This window comes from Mesobacillus campisalis, assembly GCF_000986785.1.
Taxonomy (GTDB): domain Bacteria; phylum Bacillota; class Bacilli; order Bacillales; family Cytobacillaceae; genus Mesobacillus_B; species Mesobacillus_B campisalis.
Map to the genome: position 1 here is coordinate 45,657 of NZ_LAYY01000004.1, position 18,915 is coordinate 64,571.

23 protein-coding genes are annotated in these 18,915 nt (G+C 43.5%); 17 read left to right on the plus strand and 6 right to left on the minus strand.

The features are described from left to right. Window positions 1–157: 157 nt before the first annotated feature. From WQ57_RS04645 to WQ57_RS04660, 4 genes are all read right to left on the minus strand, one after another. On the minus strand, window positions 158–1,165 hold the full coding sequence (locus WQ57_RS04645) for a FecCD family ABC transporter permease (protein ID WP_046522568.1): 1,008 nt from the start codon (window positions 1,163–1,165) through the stop codon (window positions 158–160). Next, the gene (locus WQ57_RS04650; protein ID WP_046522569.1) at window positions 1,162–2,160 is read right to left on the minus strand and encodes a FecCD family ABC transporter permease; all 999 of its coding nucleotides are present in this window, start codon (window positions 2,158–2,160) and stop codon (window positions 1,162–1,164) included. Before WQ57_RS04650 ends, WQ57_RS04645 begins: the two co-directional genes overlap by 4 nt. 62 nt (window positions 2,161–2,222) lie before the next feature. Beyond that, window positions 2,223–3,146 carry an iron-hydroxamate ABC transporter substrate-binding protein gene (locus WQ57_RS04655; protein WP_046522570.1) on the minus strand — a complete coding sequence of 308 codons (924 nt, stop codon included), beginning with the start codon at window positions 3,144–3,146 and terminating at the stop codon, window positions 2,223–2,225. After that, complete coding sequence (locus WQ57_RS04660; RefSeq protein ID WP_046522571.1) at window positions 3,097–3,945, minus strand: ABC transporter ATP-binding protein; 849 nt, start codon at window positions 3,943–3,945, stop codon at window positions 3,097–3,099. The genes WQ57_RS04655 and WQ57_RS04660 overlap by 50 nt, the downstream gene beginning before the upstream one ends. A gap of 261 nt (window positions 3,946–4,206) precedes the next feature. On the opposite strand from WQ57_RS04660, the gene WQ57_RS04665 reads away from it, so the two are divergent. From WQ57_RS04665 to WQ57_RS04710, 10 genes are all read left to right on the plus strand, one after another. Further along, window positions 4,207–5,253, plus strand: coding sequence for an NAD(P)/FAD-dependent oxidoreductase (locus WQ57_RS04665; protein WP_046522572.1), 1,047 nt, complete (start codon window positions 4,207–4,209; stop codon window positions 5,251–5,253). A 183-nt stretch (window positions 5,254–5,436) separates the two neighbouring features. Then, window positions 5,437–6,426 carry a LacI family DNA-binding transcriptional regulator gene (locus tag WQ57_RS04670; RefSeq protein WP_046522573.1) on the plus strand — a complete coding sequence of 330 codons (990 nt, stop codon included), beginning with the start codon at window positions 5,437–5,439 and terminating at the stop codon, window positions 6,424–6,426. Further along, window positions 6,419–7,297, plus strand: coding sequence for a ribokinase (gene rbsK, locus WQ57_RS04675; RefSeq protein WP_046522574.1), 879 nt, complete (start codon window positions 6,419–6,421; stop codon window positions 7,295–7,297). The genes WQ57_RS04670 and rbsK overlap by 8 nt, the downstream gene beginning before the upstream one ends. A gap of 1 nt (window position 7,298) precedes the next feature. Further along, a complete protein-coding gene (rbsD, locus tag WQ57_RS04680; RefSeq protein WP_046522575.1) occupies window positions 7,299–7,694 on the plus strand; it encodes a D-ribose pyranase in 396 nt (131 codons plus the stop codon). 54 nt (window positions 7,695–7,748) lie between these two features. Beyond that, complete coding sequence (locus WQ57_RS04685) at window positions 7,749–9,227, plus strand: sugar ABC transporter ATP-binding protein (RefSeq protein WP_046522576.1); 1,479 nt, start codon at window positions 7,749–7,751, stop codon at window positions 9,225–9,227. 1 nt (window position 9,228) lies between these two features. Next, window positions 9,229–10,200, plus strand: coding sequence for a ribose ABC transporter permease RbsC (gene rbsC, locus WQ57_RS04690; RefSeq protein WP_046522577.1), 972 nt, complete (start codon window positions 9,229–9,231; stop codon window positions 10,198–10,200). A gap of 11 nt (window positions 10,201–10,211) precedes the next feature. Further along, window positions 10,212–11,135, plus strand: coding sequence for a ribose ABC transporter substrate-binding protein RbsB (gene rbsB, locus WQ57_RS04695; protein ID WP_046522578.1), 924 nt, complete (start codon window positions 10,212–10,214; stop codon window positions 11,133–11,135). Window positions 11,136–11,615: 480 nt separating this feature from the next. Continuing rightward, the gene (locus tag WQ57_RS04700) at window positions 11,616–12,155 is read left to right on the plus strand and encodes a GNAT family N-acetyltransferase (RefSeq protein ID WP_046522579.1); all 540 of its coding nucleotides are present in this window, start codon (window positions 11,616–11,618) and stop codon (window positions 12,153–12,155) included. 35 nt (window positions 12,156–12,190) lie between these two features. Beyond that, window positions 12,191–12,670 (plus strand): hypothetical protein, encoded by a 480-nt coding sequence (locus WQ57_RS04705; RefSeq protein ID WP_046522580.1) that lies wholly within the window; start codon window positions 12,191–12,193, stop codon window positions 12,668–12,670. A gap of 248 nt (window positions 12,671–12,918) precedes the next feature. Next, a complete protein-coding gene (locus WQ57_RS04710) occupies window positions 12,919–13,302 on the plus strand; it encodes a YkvA family protein (RefSeq protein WP_046522581.1) in 384 nt (127 codons plus the stop codon). 84 nt (window positions 13,303–13,386) lie between these two features. Here WQ57_RS04710 and WQ57_RS26945 read toward each other — a convergent pair whose 3' ends face one another. Further along, complete coding sequence (locus tag WQ57_RS26945; protein WP_173427534.1) at window positions 13,387–13,545, minus strand: hypothetical protein; 159 nt, start codon at window positions 13,543–13,545, stop codon at window positions 13,387–13,389. A gap of 378 nt (window positions 13,546–13,923) precedes the next feature. On the opposite strand from WQ57_RS26945, the gene WQ57_RS04715 reads away from it, so the two are divergent. The 6 genes from WQ57_RS04715 (at window position 13,924) to WQ57_RS04740 (ending at window position 17,630) form a co-directional block, all read left to right on the plus strand. Continuing rightward, entirely contained in the window at window positions 13,924–14,565 is a 642-nt protein-coding gene (locus WQ57_RS04715; RefSeq protein ID WP_046522582.1) for an alpha/beta hydrolase, read from the plus strand. A gap of 38 nt (window positions 14,566–14,603) precedes the next feature. Continuing rightward, window positions 14,604–15,383 carry a DODA-type extradiol aromatic ring-opening family dioxygenase gene (locus WQ57_RS04720; protein ID WP_046522583.1) on the plus strand — a complete coding sequence of 260 codons (780 nt, stop codon included), beginning with the start codon at window positions 14,604–14,606 and terminating at the stop codon, window positions 15,381–15,383. A gap of 33 nt (window positions 15,384–15,416) precedes the next feature. After that, complete coding sequence (locus tag WQ57_RS04725) at window positions 15,417–16,187, plus strand: 2-keto-4-pentenoate hydratase (protein WP_046522584.1); 771 nt, start codon at window positions 15,417–15,419, stop codon at window positions 16,185–16,187. Window positions 16,188–16,205: 18 nt separating this feature from the next. Further along, entirely contained in the window at window positions 16,206–16,400 is a 195-nt protein-coding gene (locus WQ57_RS04730; protein WP_046522585.1) for a tautomerase family protein, read from the plus strand. Window positions 16,401–16,565: 165 nt separating this feature from the next. Continuing rightward, window positions 16,566–17,102 carry a GNAT family N-acetyltransferase gene (locus WQ57_RS04735; RefSeq protein WP_046522586.1) on the plus strand — a complete coding sequence of 179 codons (537 nt, stop codon included), beginning with the start codon at window positions 16,566–16,568 and terminating at the stop codon, window positions 17,100–17,102. Window positions 17,103–17,162: 60 nt separating this feature from the next. Continuing rightward, on the plus strand, window positions 17,163–17,630 hold the full coding sequence (locus WQ57_RS04740) for a VOC family protein (protein WP_046522587.1): 468 nt from the start codon (window positions 17,163–17,165) through the stop codon (window positions 17,628–17,630). An 84-nt stretch (window positions 17,631–17,714) separates the two neighbouring features. Here the strand turns inward: WQ57_RS04740 and WQ57_RS04745 are convergent, their stop codons facing one another. Then, a complete protein-coding gene (locus WQ57_RS04745; RefSeq protein ID WP_052948640.1) occupies window positions 17,715–18,026 on the minus strand; it encodes a C39 family peptidase in 312 nt (103 codons plus the stop codon). Between the two features lie 197 nt (window positions 18,027–18,223). Between WQ57_RS04745 and WQ57_RS04750 the strand changes: the two genes are divergently transcribed. Further along, window positions 18,224–18,862, plus strand: a complete 639-nt coding sequence (locus tag WQ57_RS04750) for a hypothetical protein (RefSeq protein WP_046522588.1) — start codon at window positions 18,224–18,226, stop codon at window positions 18,860–18,862. Window positions 18,863–18,915 lie beyond the last annotated feature (53 nt).

The window sequence follows — 18,915 nt, forward strand, 5'->3', positions numbered from 1 at the left end:
ATGCGAAGCAAGGGGACGGTTCTGCTGCTTCACTACTTGATGGAATGCTCCCGCAAAGTAACAGGTAAGGACCGGTACTCATTGTGTGTGGTTTCAAAACACATATCAAGGGAAAAGCCCCTCCTGTAAAAAATACAGAAGGGGCTTTTAACGGAAATTATTTTTTTAGCAGCAAATACACAAAATAAGGAGCCCCGATGAAGGATACCATGACTCCGGCCGGTACTCCGCTGGGTTCAATGATGTTCCGTCCCAGTGTGTCTGCGAATAATAGGAGCCAACCGCCAAGGAGAACCGCAACTGGAATGAACAATTGGTTCCTCGGCCCTACTAGGGCTTTTGCGATGTGCGGTGCCATTAATCCGATGAAGCTGATTCCTCCGGTGACGGAAACAGCGGAGGCGGCCAAGGCAACCGCCGTTAAAAGCATATGGATTCGTTCGCGTTCAACCGAAACGCCAACGCCAATGGCAGCCGGCTCGCTTAATCCAAGGAGATTCAACCGATTGGCTTTATATAAAGTAAAAGGAACGAGTACAACCAACCAAGGCAGAAGGGCCCAAATAAACGGCCAGTCTGTGCCCCAAATATTTCCTGCCAGCCATTTGGCAATAAAATCGACTTTGGTGCGGTCGGAAGCTGAAATAAGAACAATCATGGCTCCTGAAAGGGCCAAGGAAAACCCAACCCCAATGAGCACTAAACTAACTGGCTGCAATCCTGCATTTTTACTATAGGCAAGCACATAAATAAAAAAAGCCGTAAGGACCGCTCCTCCAAAGGCAACGAGCGGAAGAAGGTACACAAAAGATCCTGCTTCAATCGGGAAGAACAAAAAGAATACGGCAATCGCCACACCTGCACCCGCATTAATCCCGATAATGCCAGGATCGGCTAGGTCATTCCTTGTAATTCCCTGTAAAATGGCCCCTGATAGGGCTAGTGCCATCCCGGCTAAAAGGGTAATCAGAATGCGCGGCAAGCGCACGGAATATAAAACAAATTCCTCTTTAAACGTCCCTTGCCCCATCAGAGTAGGCAGAAGCCTGTCATAGGATAGAGAAGAATATCCTAATCCCATACCGCCAATCATGGTAACCAGAATAAGCAGCAGGGCTATCCCTAATATAAACCGTTGTTTTTTAACTAAGACTGGATGAATCATGTAAAGGCTCTTCCTCCTTTCCGGACAATGATCAGGAAGAAGGGCAGTCCCAGTATGGCTACAATGGCGACGACTGGAGTTTCGTAGGGCGAATGAATGGTCCGGCCCACTGTATCGGCAAACAGCATAAATGTGGCGCCGATTATCGCCGACATCGGCAGGATGTAACGGTAGTCGGTTCCAACCATCATACGAACGATATGGGGAATCATAAGGCCGACAAAGGCCATGTTTCCGACCAAAGCAACCGATGCTCCAGCCAGCATGATAATCACGATAAAAAGAATGCCTTTTATTTGTGGGATCCTTTGCCCCAGCCCAACGGCCACTTCTTCATTCAGACTCAGGATGGTAAGCTGCCTGGAAAGCAAAAGCGATACTAGAATCCCAATCAAAATAAATGGAACAATTATTTTTAGCTGGCCCCATGTTGTGCCAATCATTCCTCCTGCCGTCCACATCGAGACATCCTTGGAGATTTTAAAATAAAGGCCGACTCCTTCCGCGACTGCATACAAAAAAGCGGATATGGCTGATCCAGCCAGTACAATCCTGAGCGGAGAGAATCCGCCTTTTTTTATCGCGCTTATTCCAAAGACCAGAAGGGCCCCCAGGGCGGCGCCAATAAAACACGCCACGGTCGTAACAAAGTAATTGGCTGAAGGAAGCAACGCAATACTTATCGCCAAAGCGGCATTAGCGCCGGCTGTCAATCCTAGTAATCCAGGGTCTGCAAGAGGATTTCTTGTCATCCCTTGCATGACGGCTCCTGAAACGGCAAGAGCAGCCCCCACGAAAATGGCTGCAATACCACGTGGCAGACGGATTTCCCGAATAATGGACATTTTATCCCCGGAAGCGGACGTGGCAAGTGCGAGCCATACATCTTTCACAGTCATATCCGCGGCTCCCAGTGTCATGGCGGCTGCAAACATGCCCAAAAATACGAGACTTCCGGCTATTAATTTTTGAGGAAAAGAAAAATGTATGTTCATTTTGAATAGTCCTTTAGTAGAATAGGGAAACAGGAATTCTAATAAAGAATTCCTGTTTTGCCTTAGTTGCCCAAGAAAGATTTCCTGATGAACTCCAATTGCTTTTCAAGTGTGACTGGGTCACTGAAGGAGGCTCCTTCGCCATTCATTTCGAAAACACGGTTATTTTTGACGGCTGGAGTGTTTTTATAGGTTTCTGTTTCCTGGAAGGAAGTATCGGCATCCGAGTATTTGCTTAAAATCACATAGTCCCCGGCATACTCGGGGAATACCTCAGCAGATAGGGCAAAATAGCCTGATTCCAATGCGACTTCTTTTACCTTTTCAGGCATAGGCAATTTCATCGCCTGATATAAAATTTCCGTGCCGCGGGCCCAGTTGTCCCCGAACACATAAAGGTCTTTGCCATAGCTTTCCATCACCGAAACGGTCGCATCGTGGCCAATTTTCGCCCGAATTTCTTCTCCGGCTTCCTCTGCACGGGTTTTAAAGTCCTCTGCCCATTCCCGTGCTTCTTTTTCCTTGTTTAATAGCTTGCCAATTTCGATATGTTGTGTCAGGTAATCTACTTTTCCCCATGTGTAAGTAACCGTGGGAGCGATTTCACTTATCTTATCAAGGTTTTTAATCGTGGACAGCCCAATGATTAAGTCGGGTTCCAACTCTATGATCTTCTCCAGGTTTTCATCTGACACTTCCTCAACATCCTTTAATTCTTCCGCAAAGGTTGGATTGTTTTTGGACCAGACATCTACTCCGACGATATTCACTCCCAAGTCAATCACATTTCCCGTGAACCCTGAAAGCAGGATCACTCTTTGCGGGTCTGCGGGAACCTCAATAGGCCCTGTTTCAGATTGGTATGTAATGAATTCCGGTTTTTCCTCTTTTGGAGCAGAACTTGATGCCTTTTCACTTGTACCTTGGCTGCAGGCACTAATAAGCAGAACCAGCGTGAGCATAAAGAGCAGGGATATTTTTTTCATGTTGTTGTTTTTCTCCTTTTAAAAGATTGTAAGTGATGCACATTGGTTTATTCGTTCTAGGGTCTCTCCCAATGACCGCATCGATCTGGAAAACCTCACGGAGCACTTCAGGGACGATGACTTCCGCGCAAGTTCCTGCTTTCACCATTTCTCCATCCTTAAGGGCGATGATATAGTCGGCAAACCGGGCCGCCTGGTTCAAGTCATGAAGGACCATAATGATGGTGCGCTGCTGTTCACGATTCAGCCTCTGCAATAATTCCAGAACCTCCAGCTGATGCGCCATATCCAGATAGGTTGTCGGTTCATCAAGAAAGATGATGTCCGTTTCCTGGGCTAGAGCCATTGCAATCCAGACCCGCTGCCGCTGTCCTCCTGATAAGGCATCAACCGGACGGAACTTGTACTCAAGAGTTCCTGTCACTTCCAACGCCCAGTCAATAACCTCATAATCCTTTTTCGTCAGCCTTCCAAAGCCATTTTGATAAGGAAAGCGACCATACGACACCAGTTCTCCAGCGGTTAAACCGGCGGCACCTTCAGGGGTTTGGGGAAGAATGGCCATTTTTTTGGCAAGGATCTTGGTGTTTTCTTTCGAAATATCTCTTCCGTCCAACAGAACGGAGCCGGACTGATGTGAAATAATCCGGGTAATGGCCTTTAGCAATGTGGATTTGCCGCAGCCATTGGAACCTATAATCGTCGTGATCTTCTGGTCGGGAATCTGGACACTGAGATGTTTGACAATCATGACATCGCCATAGCCAACGCTCACATCATTCGTCAACAGTCGGACCAAACAGAAACACCTCCTTAATTATAATTGAAAATGATTATCAGTATCATTACTGCATTCAATATAATTCGTGAGGGGGTTAACTGTCAATCTGAAAAACAACAAAATTTTAAAAAAGTTGGATAAAGTCCCACAGCCGTCAAAAAAAATTCGAATTTTAACTCTGAAGGATTTTTAAAGATTCATATTGAAATCGATAACAAAATAGATTATCTTAATTGATAATGATAATCATTTACGACTAAAGGTTAGGAGCGGATAGAGATGGGAGAGAAGGATATTTTCGATGTGACCATTATAGGCGGGGGACCAGCCGGGTTGTATTCGGCTTTTTACAGTGGTCTCAGGGAAATGAAAACGAAACTCATTGAATATCAAAACCATTTGGGCGGAAAACTTCATGTCTATCCTGAAAAAATGATTTGGGATGTCGGGGGACTAACGCCTCTTCCTGGAGCAAAACTGATTGAACAGCTGGTCGGCCAAGGGTTAACCTTCGGGCCGGAAGTGGTGCTGAATGAAAAGGTTGAATCAATTTCCCGCCAGCATGATGGTTTATTTGTGCTGACAGGAGCATTTGGGCAAAAGCACTATTCAAAAACGGTGATTGTGGCTGTGGGCAGTGGGATCCTCAAGCCGAAAAAGCTGGAAATCGAAGGGGCAGGGCGCCATGAAGCAGAAAATATTCATTACACGGTACAATCCTTTAAGCGGTTCAAGGATAAAGTTGTGATGATATCCGGCGGTGGAAACACGGCCATTGACTGGGCGAATGCGTTGGAGCCCATTGCCAAAAAGGTGTATATCACATACAGGAAAGAATCTCTAGCCGGCCATGAAGCACAGATCTCACAGTTAATGAACAGCACAGCAGTCTGCCTGCCGAAGAAATCAATCACCAAACTGATCGCTTGCGATAACCATAAAGGGATTGCACAAGTTGAATTGACGGATCATGCAACAAGCCATGTTACATACTTCGATATTGATGAAGTCATCATCAGCCACGGCTATGAACAAGACAGCAGTTTACTTAAAAAAAGTGAATTGGATATGGCGCTGGTCGATGATTTTTATATAGCCGGGAATTCGTTCTGTGAATCCTCCGTAAAAGGGATTTATGCAGCGGGAGATATTTTGAAATTCGACGGAAAACTAAATTTGATCGCCGGCTGTTTCCAGGATGCTGCCAATGCCGTCAATAAAGCCAAACAGTATATCGAGCCCGGAGCCAATAAAACAGCCATGGTCTCATCCCACAATGAAGTATTTCAAGAACGAAATCGGGAACTAGTAAAAGAACTGCTGTAGAGCAGGGGGACGGTTCTCCTGCTTCATTACGGGGATTGAGCTTCTTTTATTTCTCAATTTAATTTTGCCGCAACAGCCTTAACGACTATTACCTTCCGCCGAGTTGAAGAAAATAGTTGCAATGTCGAATTCTGTTGTGGTAATCTGTATGTGTAATCGGTTACACACAAAAGAGGTGAGAAAGTGGCAACCATTAAGGATGTGGCCAAAAAAGCGGGGGTATCGGTTGCGACCGTCTCAAGAGCAATCAATGATAAAGGATATGTTCATGAAGATACCCGCAAGCTGATTGATGAGGCCATCCGGGAGTTGAATTATAAACCGAATGAGGTGGCTCGCTCCCTTTTTAATAAAAAGTCGCGGCTGATCGGCTTGATTCTGCCTGATATCCGCAACCCCTTTTTTCCAGAACTGGCCCGGGGTGTGGAAGACGAGATGCAGGCACATGGTTTCAGGCTGATTATTGGGAACGCCGACGAACAGCTGGACAAAGAAATTGACTATATTGAAACGTTTAAACTAAATAATGTAATCGGTCTCATATCCGCATCAACCAATGCTGTTTTATCTCAATATAAATCTCTTTCGTTTCCGCTGGTCCTGCTTGACCGGACATCGGAAGAGCATCCTTCAGTCCATGCGGATGGCTATGCAGGAGGGCGGTTAGCGGCAAGGGAACTGGTGAACCGCGGAAGCTCGAGGATTACCCTGCTTAAGGGACCTGTTGAATTCCAGACAGCGCGGGACCGCTTCAAAGGAGCGGTCGATGAACTATATAGCGCCAACGTTGAATTCGACGTGATGACCACCGCCTCGTTCGCTTTTCAGGAGGCGGAATACTGGGCGAAGGAACTTTTTGAAAAGTACCCTGATACCGATGGCGTGATTGCCAGCAATGATGTGGTTGCAGCAGCTATCATCCACGAGGCCCACAGAGTCGGGAAGAAGATGCCTGAAGAGCTGCAAATCATCGGTTTTGACGATATCCCTTTCAGCCAGTTTTTATATCCCGCGCTGTCGACGATCCGCCAGCCGGCTTATGATATGGGCAGGGAAGCTGCAAAACTACTAATTAAGCAAATTAACGGGGAGAAGCTTGAATCAAAAAGAATTCAGCTGCCTGTACAATTTATCGAAAGACAAACCACGAGAAAGGGAGATCATCATGACTAAGCTTGTTGTGATTGGCAGTTCATCCATCGATTTGGTTGTAAGTGCCCATAAAAGACCGGAAAAAGGCGAAACGATTCTAGGGGAGTCGTTTAAAACGGTTCCCGGCGGGAAGGGTGCCAACCAGGCTGTTGCGGCCTCCCGTCTCGGCGCCGAAGTCTACATGGTTGGCTGTGTCGGGGACGATGAGTTCGGAAAAATGATCCTGGATAATTTTAAAAAGAATGGTGTTCGTACGGATTATGTGGAACCGGTTACACATGCAGAAACCGGGACAGCCCATATTACCCTTGCTGAAGGTGATAACAGCATCATTGTTGTGGAAGGTGCAAACAAGTATGTGACTCCTGAATATATCCAAAAAGCAATGGACGTAATTTCTTCAGCAGATATGGTGCTGATTCAGCAGGAGATTCCGGAAGCCACCGTCGATTATGTTGCCGAATTTTGTGGTGAGAAAGGCATTCCATTGCTGTTAAACCCTGCGCCGGCTCGTCCGGTCAGCCAGGCTGTGATTGAAAGAGCCGCCTACATAACTCCGAATGAAACGGAAGCGGGTTTGCTGTTTGCGGGAGAAAACGCAAGCGATGCCATGAAAAAGTACCACAATAAAGTGTTCATTACCGAAGGAAGCAAAGGCGTCCGTTTCCATGATGGTGAAAAAGAGGTGCTTGTTCCTTCCTATAAAGTAGAGGCGGTGGATACAACAGGTGCCGGCGACACATTCAATGCGGCGTTTGCCGTGGCACTATCAGAGGGCAGGAGCCTCCGGGAAAGCATTCAATTTGCAAACAGAGCGGCTTCCCTGTCTGTAACGAAATTCGGTGCCCAGGGCGGAATGCCGACAAGAGCAGAAGTGGAAGGGAGCTTATAGGATGAAAAAGCAAGGGATGCTGAACAGCAGTATTACAAAGGTCCTCGTCGACCTTGGACACACAGACTATATTGTGATTGCCGATGCAGGATTGCCTGTTCCGGAAGGGGTCGTGAAAATTGATATGGCTTTGAAGCCTGGAACTCCCTCGTTCGAAGAAGTGGTTGAAGCCGTCGCCGATGACATGGTGATTGAGAAAGTCGCATTCGCCACGGAAATTCATGGAGCGAATGAAGCGGCAGCTGCTTTTTTGACTAAACAATTTTCCGAGACTGAAAGAGTCGAAGTTTCCCATGACGAGCTGAAAAAGCTCAGCCGCCAGGCGAAGGCGGTCATCCGGACAGGCGAAGTCACGCCTTATGCGAACTGCATTCTTTATTCCGGAGTGTTTTTTTAACCAAGTGAACGAGAAACAGCAGCAAAAGAGCCTACCAAAGCCGAGGTGAACAACATGCATATTACGATGCAGGGAATATATAAAGCATTCGGAACGAACCAGGTATTAACAGGGGTGGATTTCGAGTTAAAAGAAGGCGAAGTTCATGCCTTGATGGGCGAGAATGGAGCAGGGAAGTCGACCATGATGAATGTGCTGACCGGGCTTCATTCGCTTGATCAAGGAAAAATCTTCGTTGATGGAAAAGAGATGTATTTTAAAAATCCAAAAGAAGCCGAACAGGCCGGGATTACCTTCATCCACCAGGAACTCAACATCTGGCCGGAAATGTCGGTCCTCGACAATATGTTCATAGGCAAAGAGCCGAAGAAAGCTTTCGGCCTTGTAGATTCGGCCAAAATGAAAAGCCTTGCACAAGAACAGTTCGCAAGATTGGATGTCTCCCTTCCGTTGGATAAAGAGGCTGGAAGCTGTTCGGTTGGCGAACAGCAGATGATTGAGATTGCCAAGGCACTGCTGACAAAAGCAAAGGTCATCATCATGGATGAACCTACAGCTGCCTTGACGGAACGGGAAATCCAAAAGCTGTTTGAAGTGATTGCTTCGCTTAAAAAAGAAGGCGTTTCCATTGTGTACATTTCGCACCGGATGGAAGAGATTTTTGCCATCTGTGACCGGATTACCGTCATGCGTGATGGGAAAACAGTCGATACCAAAGCCATTCCTGAAACGAATTTTGAAGAAGTGGTCCGGAAAATGGTTGGCCGCGAATTGACAGACCGCTTTCCAAAACGGGACTCAAAGCCAGGAGAAACGGTGTTTGAGGTGAAAAATCTGACCGGGAAGGCGTTCCGGGATGTTAGCTTCTCCGTCCGTTCCGGTGAAATTGTAGGCGTTTCCGGTTTGATGGGGGCAGGCAGGACAGAAATCATGCGCGGCATTTTCGGGCTTGATCCCATTGCCAGCGGCGAAGTCCTTTTAAACGGCAAAAAAGTCACCATCAAAAACGCCAATCAAGCGGTTCATCTGGGAATCGGTTTTATCACCGAGGACCGGAAAGACGAAGGTTTGGTGCTCGACTTTTCGATTAAAGATAATATCGCGCTGCCATCTCTATACAGCTTTGCTCCAAAAGGATTGATCCAGGAGAAAGCTGAAAAGGATTTCGTGGACATGCTGATCAAAAGGTTAACGGTTAAAACGGAATCTGCAGAAACAAGAGTCGGCGATTTGTCCGGCGGAAACCAGCAGAAAGTGGTCATCGCGAAATGGATTGGCATTGGGCCGAAGGAATTGATTCTCGATGAGCCGACAAGGGGAGTCGATGTGGGTGCCAAGCGGGAGATTTACCAGCTGATGAATGAATTGACCAATCGGGGCGTCGCCATCATCATGGTGTCTTCGGAATTGCCTGAAGTGCTTGGGATGAGCGACCGGATCCTTGTCGTGCATGAAGGAAAAATTGCCGGCGAGCTGCCCCAGGAAACGGCGACACAGGAAAACATTATGACACTAGCAACAGGAGGCCAGTGAGATGAAAGCAAACAGTGAAGTTTTACAAACCAGTAAGGGGAACCTCCTTCAATCCGTCACTCAAAAACTTGGACCGTTCCTTGGTCTCTTAATCTTGGTGGTTTTTGTTTCAGTAATGAACCCAAGTTTTCTGGAACCACTCAATATCCTAAATTTATTGCGGCAAGTTTCGATTAATGCGCTGATTGCCTTCGGTATGACGTTTGTTATTTTAACTGGCGGAATTGATTTATCCGTAGGGGCGATTCTCGCGCTGTCCAGTGCATTGACAGCCGGCATGATTGTTTCCGGGTTCGACCCGATGCTTGCGATCTTAATCGGCTGTTTGCTGGGTGCCATCTTTGGAGCCGTGAATGGTCTATTAATCACCAAGGGGAAAATGGCCCCATTCATCGCGACGTTGGCAACGATGACTCTGTTCAGAGGTCTTACGCTTGTTTACACAGAAGGAAATCCGATTACTGGCTTGGGAGATAATATTCTATTCCAGTTATTCGGCCGAGGCTATTTCCTTGGAATTCCTGTTCCTGCGGTAACCATGATTGTGACGTTTATTGTATTGTATGTTTTGCTTCATAAAACACCATTTGGACGCCAGACCTATGCGATTGGCGGTAATGAAAAAGCGGCGCTGATTTCCGGCATCAAGGTACCGCGCGTGAAAGTGCTGATTTACAGCCTGTCAGGTTTTCTTGCCGCATTGTCTGGTGCCATTTTGACTTCCCGTCTGAATTCGGCCCAGCCAACAGCTGGAGCATCGTATGAGTTGGATGCGATCGCAGCAGTTGTTTTGGGCGGGACAAGCCTTTCAGGAGGGAAAGGAAGAATTTTTGGAACGATGATTGGGGTCCTGATCATCGGGGTCCTCAATAACGGCCTGAACCTTCTAGGCGTTTCGTCCTTCTATCAACAGGTTGTCAAAGGGATTGTCATCATTATCGCGGTGCTGCTGGACCGCAAGAAATCAGCCTAGGAGGAGACAAAATGAGAAAATTGCTGGCTTTAATTTTAGTAACTTCCCTCGCCTTTTTATCAGCCTGCTCAATGGAACCGCCGGGCTGGGCGAAGCCTGACCAGGGCGAGAAAAAAATCGAGGATCTGAAAATCGGCCTTTCTGTTTCGACGCTGAACAATCCGTTCTTTGTCTCATTGAAAGATGGTGTCGTCAAGGAAGCCGAAGCGCTGGGGATTGAAGTGAAAGTCGTTGATGCGCAGGACGATTCGGCGAAACAAATCAATGACGTGGAAGACTTGATTCAGCAAGGCGTGGATGTGCTGCTGATCAACCCAACCGATTCCGCGGCGATTTCAACCGCGGTACAATCGGCGAACAGCATTGGCATACCGGTGATCACGCTCGACCGTTCCGCCGATAAAGGGGAAGTGGAAGCGTTGGTGGCCTCTGACAATGTCAAAGGCGGCGAAATGGCGGCTAAATATATAGTACAACAGCTTGGTGAAGGCGCTTTGGTGGCCGAGCTTGAAGGAGTTCCCGGTGCTTCCGCCACACGTGAACGCGGTAAAGGCTTCCATAATATTGCCGATGAAAAGCTGCAGGTCGTCGCGAAACAAGCGGCAGACTTTGACCGGACAAAAGGGCTGACAGTCATGGAAAACATCATCCAGGCAAATCCGGATATCAAAGCGGTGTTCGCTCACAATGACGAAATGGCTCTTGGCGCGATTGAAGCGATCAACAGCTCAGGAAAAGAAATTATGGTTATTGGATTTGACGGAAATGATGATGCGCTAAAAGCAATTGAAGCAGGGCAGCTGGAGGCAACCGTTGCTCAGCAGCCCGACCTGATTGGACAGCTTGCCGTCAAGGCAGGACTTGATGTGGTCCAGGGGAAAAAGGTCGAAGAAAACATCCCTGCACCGTTAAAATTGGTGACAATCGAAGAATAAATAGAAGTAAAAAAGTTCGGCTTTGCAATTAGAATTCACCGTGCTATTTTTACGCATTTAAATCAATAGGCAGTTTGATCAGCAAAAATGCTTGGAGCTCTCCAAGCATTTTTTTTGTAAGAAAGAAAGTTTTTGTGATATGAGTTTGGAAACTAAACGGAAAAATTCCGCTAAAATTGGGAAATACCAACATTTCCCGCAATATAAGGGGAGCTTTTCCGGTTATATTGAAAAAATCCTTAAATTCGATGCCTTTTAAAGTGATTAAGCGGAATATATCCGCTAATTTAGGCTTCTTAAGCGCCTTCTATATACATTAACCGGAATTTCTCCGCCTATGATTTCTTGCCTGCACGAAACACAACAGGGCATGATTTATGGGAGCCAGATCATTTTTTAAAACATCACCAGCATGAAAAATATGGTAAAATAGGTAGATGAATCAAAAATCATGAGCGCCATGATCAAGGGAGAATACACATGTTTCCAACATTAGAAACCGAAAGATTGAGGTTAAGGGAAATAACAAATGATGATGCGAAAAGTATCTTCGCCTGCTTTTCGGATGAAAATGTCCTTCAATTTTATGGGCAGGAAGCTTTCGAGCATATAGAGCAAGCAGAGGCTCTTATTGATTTTTTTACAAACAGCTACAAGGAGAAAAAAGGGATCAGGTGGGGAATCGAGATCAAAGGACAGCAGGGAATTATCGGGACCATTGGATTGAATGCCTGGTCTCCCAAGCATAAAAGAGCCGAAATAGGCTACGAGATTCATCCTGATCACTGGAGGAAAGGCTTTACTTTTGAAGCGCTCTCCAAAGTGATTGAGTACGGATTCGATGATTTCGGCCTAACCCGCATAGGAGCCGTTGTTTTCCTTGATAATCAGGCATCCAATAAATTGCTGTCCAAGGCCGGTTTCCAGCTGGAAGGGATATTAAGAGATTATATGTACCAAAATGGCGTGGCACATGATACTTATGTTTATTCTCTGCTTAAGGATAGCAGATTATATTAAGAGTATAGGAAATCCTTATTTTCGGGGTGAATATATTGGATCAGGAACAAAGAGATATCGCCTTAAAGACGTTAATATATTTATGTAAAGGTTCACGAATAGAAGGTTTACTATTCTATGGGTTGAGGGTTCTTCTATCTGAAAATGATCACAACGGAAACAGAATTGATGGTCAAATATCAATAAATATTGAAAACGAATTTGAAGTATTTCCTTCAATGCCCGAAATTCCTCCTCCGCCTAAAGAGAATCACAGACGTGATTTAACTGAGTCAGCAAGAAAATTATGTGAACTGCGATTGAAGAAAATTGTAGATATCAAATTAGGCAGGGAAATCCCCCACCTCTATTTAATTTTTGATACTGGAGAGGTTCTTTACATTAATGGGCATCACAAAGATTTTGAAAGCTGGCAGGTGGAGGTTCACAATAACACCAATTTGAGTGATGTTTTTGCAGTAGTGGCTTGTCCCGGTGATAACCTGGCTACCTGGGCGCCAGAGGATATTGTTTAAAAATATTGAGTCATTGGGAGATGGAAAGTTGAAAAATAGAAAAAGAAAAAAAGAAAGGCAGCATGGCTTTTTTAAAGAAATTCTAATTGAATGCAGAGATTCAATCCTATTTGAAGTAGTTTGGAACATCTTACTGTTTATGCCAAGAATAATGATTCGCTTTGTAAAAAACCTTTGGTAAGATGGGAATTTAAAAAACTCGATTCTTAAATAAAGGTTTGATTTTTTAATTAATATTAGGCTATATAATGTTTGATAAAATTAAGAGTTGGGCGAAAAAATTAAAACAACAGATATTTATTCTTTACTATGCTTGTAAAGATGATCGAGTACCTTGGTATGTCAAAGCATTTACTGGATGTGTTGTCGCTTATGCGTTTAGCCCCATTGACCTAACACCAGATTTTATCCCTATTCTAGGCTATTTAGACGATGTAATTCTGCTTCCGTTAGGGATAATGTTGGCATTGAAAATGATCCCGAAGGATGTATTATCTGACTGTGAAATGAAGGCAGAAATACTGATGAGAAACGGGAAGCCGAAGAATTGGATAGGCGGCTCAATTATAATATTTATTTGGGTTCTAATTGCAGTTTGGGCCGTTACAGCAATTTACCCACTATTTACCTGAACGGGTGCTTTGACCTAAAAAAGGATAAGGCACCTTTTTTATTAAGCCAGAGGTGCTCCTATCCTTCGGCATTTCCAAGATTGTTTAATCTCTCATTGCTCCAGCCTTTCGGGAAGTCATTGACCCTTGTCCTTCGCTGACATCTTTTTGAATTTCTTGTTTTACTTTTTGGGGATCAGTTCCCGCGAAACCTGATTTCATTATAGAACCCGCATTCGCTTTGCCCTGGTGATCCTGTTTCATAGAAGTCCTCCTAGTTAGTTATTTAACAATCTTATTGTTTGAGAAAATCATCCGGTATATTCAGAGGGCTTGGACTTTCCTTTCCTAATAAATGAAATATTTAAATGTAAAAATATAACTTTCAGCTTTCATAGACCGGCTAGTCTGCCGGTCTATTTTCTCTTCCTTGGAACTTCCCCATCTATTGGCTCCTTACCAATTTGTTTTTGAATAGTAAACTTTGTTTCATAAAAATGAAAATTTATTGACAATCCAAATTCGCCTCTGGTATTTTAAAAGAGAACAAAGATTCATATAAGAAAACATTAAAGCCGCAAATATTAAAAAATGTATGATTTTATTTGATAAAAACAAGATATCTATTAGGAGGTTTTGCAAATGCAAACTGAAATAATTTATGAACTTCGCCGTCCTAAGAATTTAATTCCTGGGAAAAAGTATCCAGCATTGTTTGTCATGCATGGTATAGGAAGCAACGAACAAAATATGCTCTCACTAGTTAATGGCCTGGAAGATTCCTTCTTTATTTTTAGTGTAAGGGGACATTTAACCCATGGGATGGGATTTGCCTACTTTACCATCCAGGGATATGGAAAACCACATCGGGAAGTATTCGATGACGGAATCAAAAGAGTAGCTGAATTTATTGATTATGCATCACTAAATTATGAGATAGACCCCGAACAATTATACTTGATGGGCTTTAGCCAAGGAGCCATTGTTTCCATGACCTTAGCACTCACGCAAGGAAAGATTAAGGGTGTTGTGGCTCTAAGTGGTTATATTCCTCAATTTGTAAAGGAAGAATACACAATTAACACAGGTAATTATTTATCGGTCTTTATCTCGCACGGGGAATATGATCAGGTCCTGCCATATGAGTGGGGGAACGAAAATGTGGAGTATTTTACTAAGCTTGGGGTTCCCGTGACATTTAAATCTTATCCGGAAGGGCACACAGTATCACCAAAAAATCTTCAGGATTTTCAAGCTTGGATTTTAAATGATTTGCGAAAATAATCAACCAAACATACAAAAAATAGGGAGGGGAATAAAAGATGATGCCATCATTATTTATTGCTCACGGTGCACCATTAATTGCGATTGAAAATAATGAGTATACAAAATATCTAAATCAACTAGGTCAGGACCTTCCTCGTCCAAAAGCTGTTGTTTTGTTTTCTGCGCATTGGGAATCCAAGGTGCAGCAGGTAAGCCGGGTCCATGAGTATAATACGATTTATGATTTTGGCGGCTTTGATCCGCAGCTTTATACAATTCAGTATCCTGCTCGCGGGGATCACGACATTTCAAAAGAAATAGAAGATTTATTTACTGAAAATGGTATTGCTTTTGAAAATGACACATCTCGTGGTCTGGATCACGGTGCATGGGTAGTACTTCGTCTGCTTTATCCGAATGCAGATGTTCCGGTAATTGCCATGTCGGTGAATCCAAAGCTTACTACCGAGGAGCAATATAACATCGGAAAATCTCTATCGGAGTTAAGAGAAAAGGATATTTTAGTCATCGCCAGCGGGGGCACCGTTCATAATTTAAGAGCCTTAAAGTGGGCTGACAATGGACAGGTTGATTCATGGGCACTTGAATTTGATGATTGGCTGGCAAAAAAACTGGAAAACTGGAATGTAGAATCCCTTTTTAACTATGATTCACTTGCACCTCATGCAGCATTGGCAGTCCCCCCATACGGGAATGAACACTTTATTCCAATCTTTTATGCAATGGGTGCAGCTGCCAACAATCCAAGGGCAACTTTGCTTCATCGCAGTTTTCGATATGGAAACCTTAGTCACAGCGTTTGGCAATTTGGGTAATTTCTTGGAATTTTATTTGAGGAGAATTTTAACGTGGATCTAAATGTCATTGCTAATGAAATTTATCGTCATCAGAAAAGTGCTAAAGAGATGGATAAAATTTCAATACGGTACCCCTCTATTACAATTGAGGATGCTTATAAAATTCAGGAAATCAACATGGAAAAAGAATTACAAAACAGTGACCAATTTGTTGGCTGGAAAATGGGGCTGACAAGTTTGGCGAAGCAACAATCCGTAGGGGTCAATCAGCCCATTTACGGAAGATTGCTAAAGTCTATGGAGATGTCCAATAAGAAACTTTCTATGGAAGGTTTGATTCATCCGCGAGTGGAGCCTGAACTTGCTTTCTTAATGAACAAAAGACTCGAAGGAAATAATATTACTGAGCAAGAGGTTTGGGAGGCCACTGAAGGGATAATGCCAGCATTAGAGATTATTGACAGCCGTTATAAGGATTTTTCTTTTAATCTCATGGATGTCGTTGCCGATAATGCTTCCAGTGCAAGGTTTTTGATATCAGAAATAATGTATAAGCCCGGACAGCTTCAATGGGAAAAAGCAAAGGTACGAATGAAGTTGAATAATCAAGTGGTCCAAGAAGGTAAAGGTTCCGCTGTTTTGGGAAATCCAGTTCGTTCGGTCGTTGAATTGGTCAAAATGTTACATGCCTCTGGGCTATGTATTGAGCCCGGTATGATTGTGCTAACCGGTGCAATAACCGAAGCCATTCATGTTTTTAGAGGGGATTCCATTGAGACTGAATTTGTTGGGCTTGGTAAAATGGATTTAACAATCATTTAACTTTCTGGGGGGTTGGAAATGCCAATTGTACAGGTACACTTGCTGGAGGGCAGATCGAAAGAATTGAAACAGCAATTGATTGCAGAGATTACAGCCGCCGTTAGCCGGACGTTAGGCAATTCACCTGAAACCATCAGAGTATTATTACATGACGTTCCACCTGAAAATTGGGGTGCAGCAGGTTTGCCAATGAGTAAAAAACGGGATAAATAAGTAACAAATTTAAAGGCGCCATGAAACTAATGGCGCCTTTTTGATATGTATTCTTAATGAATCACAATAGTTATAGCCAACGGCTGGGGCAGTAAAGTTGACGAATGAAAAAACTGAAAATATACTTTTATTCGAAAAAGGAGTCGGAAAAGAGGAGAAATATAGATGATTAAATTAAGATTTTTTGAACGTTCGGATTTTCAACAGCTAATAAACTGGATGGAGTCCCCAGAATTTTTATCGCAATGGGGAGGTCCGGTGTTTAGTTTCCCATTAACGGAACAGCAGTTGGAGGATTATCTTGAAAATGCGAACCATCATCATTCCCGGGCTTTGGTTTACAGTGTGTTGGAAAAGGAAACCGGAAGCGTAATAGGACATATATCATTAGGTCATATCGATCGAAACAACAAGTCGGCAAGAGTAGGGAAAGTACTGGTTGGAGACGCAAAGGTAAGAGGTAAAGGGATAGGTCTGCGTATGATGAAAGAAATCCTCAAAGTTGCATTTGAGGAACTTGAATTACATAGAGTCAGTCTCGGTGTATTTGATTTTAACGCTTCAGCCATTGCTTGTTATGAAAAAGCAGGGTTTAAAAAAGAAGGGTTGATCCGAGATTACATGAAAAGTGGCAATGAATACTGGAGTATGTGGGAAATGAGTATATTGGAAGATGAATGGAAAGCAATAAAGAAAGATTAGGCATAGCATTCCATCCTCAGCACTTCTGTATAGTGAGTATGATAATAGGGGGTTTTGTTTTTGATTAAAGGCTTATATGAAGCGCATTTACCTGTCAGTAATCTTGAAAACTCGATTGAGTTTTATAAAAAATTAGATTTGGAAATGGCTTATAGACAAGAAAACTTAGTGTTTTTCTGGATTGATAAAGGAAGAAGCTGGTTGGGATTATGGGAGACAGATAAAGTTCATACACCTTACCATCCTTCAATTAGACATGTTGCCTTGCAAATTGATGCAGAGGATATGACTAATATTAAGGGATGGCTGGAAGAAAGAGGGATAGCCGTATCCACTAATTTTGGATTCCCTCCCGAAAAACAGCCGCTCATATTACCTAACAATCCGCATGCGCATGCAGCTATTTATTTCAAGGACCCCGATGGCAATAGTATTGAATTGATTGCTCCGTTAAGGCTGGATTTTCAAGAAGAATTTAAAATGATGACTTTAGAAGAATGGGAACAAAAAAACAAGAATGTGAAGTAATGTACATAAACAAAGGCTGCGTTGATTCGAATATCCTATAAAAACAACGCCATGAACCACATGGCGTTGATTCAGTATGTATTGTTAATGAATCACAACAGCCTGGCTGCCCATCAGTTCCCCGCTGGCGATAAAATGATCCCGGTCTACTTTACGGTCTTTTTGGCCATACGGATCGTTCACATAGATAAATTCCTTATCAAACCCAGTGATGACGACGCTGTGCATCTGGAAGGTCACCTCGACCGGTCCTTCCGGCGTATTCCATGTCTGGAAAGGGGCATGTGGTGAAAGGCTAGCCGTCGTCAGCACCCAAACCGGTGATTCATTCCTCACTTCATTGAGAAGTTTGGAAAAGGGCAAAAGAAGGTATACGACCGCTTTTTTTCTTCTCATCCCCCTAACTCCCTTTCTATTTGTGCACCATCTTCCTTTACCCCGCCGAGCAAAAAGCAAACCTTAAGAATAGAATATTGGTAGGATCTTTTAACAATATATAGGGGTTTACAATAATTTTGTACTTACAAACTGGGAAATGGATTAATATAGAAATATAGGATAAATTTTTACATTAAACTAATGGGAGGGTGGCTATGAATAAATATCTAAAACTCATACTTGGGTTTTTGGCTGCCATCTTAGTCGGTATTGGGCTGCTTGTAGCGGTCTTTATATTTGAAATGAAGCCTGATAAAGATGAGGAAGAAAAGATAAAGATTCAAGCTGAGCAGTATGTAAAGGAAAAATTTAATGACGATTTCGAGATATATGACGTTTTGTATGACAATATGGGCAACTTTGAATTTGAATATGCTGTTAAGGTCAGGGATAAGAAAACCCATACTCAATTTTTAATTTACTATGATGATGAAACAAATCAAATGGTCGATACCTATAGGGCTGATAAATGGGCAGATGATTTAGAAACTGAAATACGTCCTTTCATTAAAGAAACCTTTGGGGAGCCAACTGATTTATTTGTATTCTTTACCAATGAAAATATCGAATTTAATAAGGATTCTATTAACCCTGGAAGTTATAAAGAATCGAAAGCTACAGCAACAATCCGTATCAGCATTTCCCGAAAGAGAAGTGACGAGGACGATAAAAATCTTAATGAGGTAATATCTTTCCTTAAAACCGAAGTAAAATTGAAAACTGGGTCGGTTATGATTGAATATATCACAGAAAATGGTGAAATCTTGGATGATGAATGGGAGAGAGAATTTTAGTTCCTTCTTAAAACGGAGTCCAACGGTCCAAAGAGCTTGCTGCTCGTTTTCCC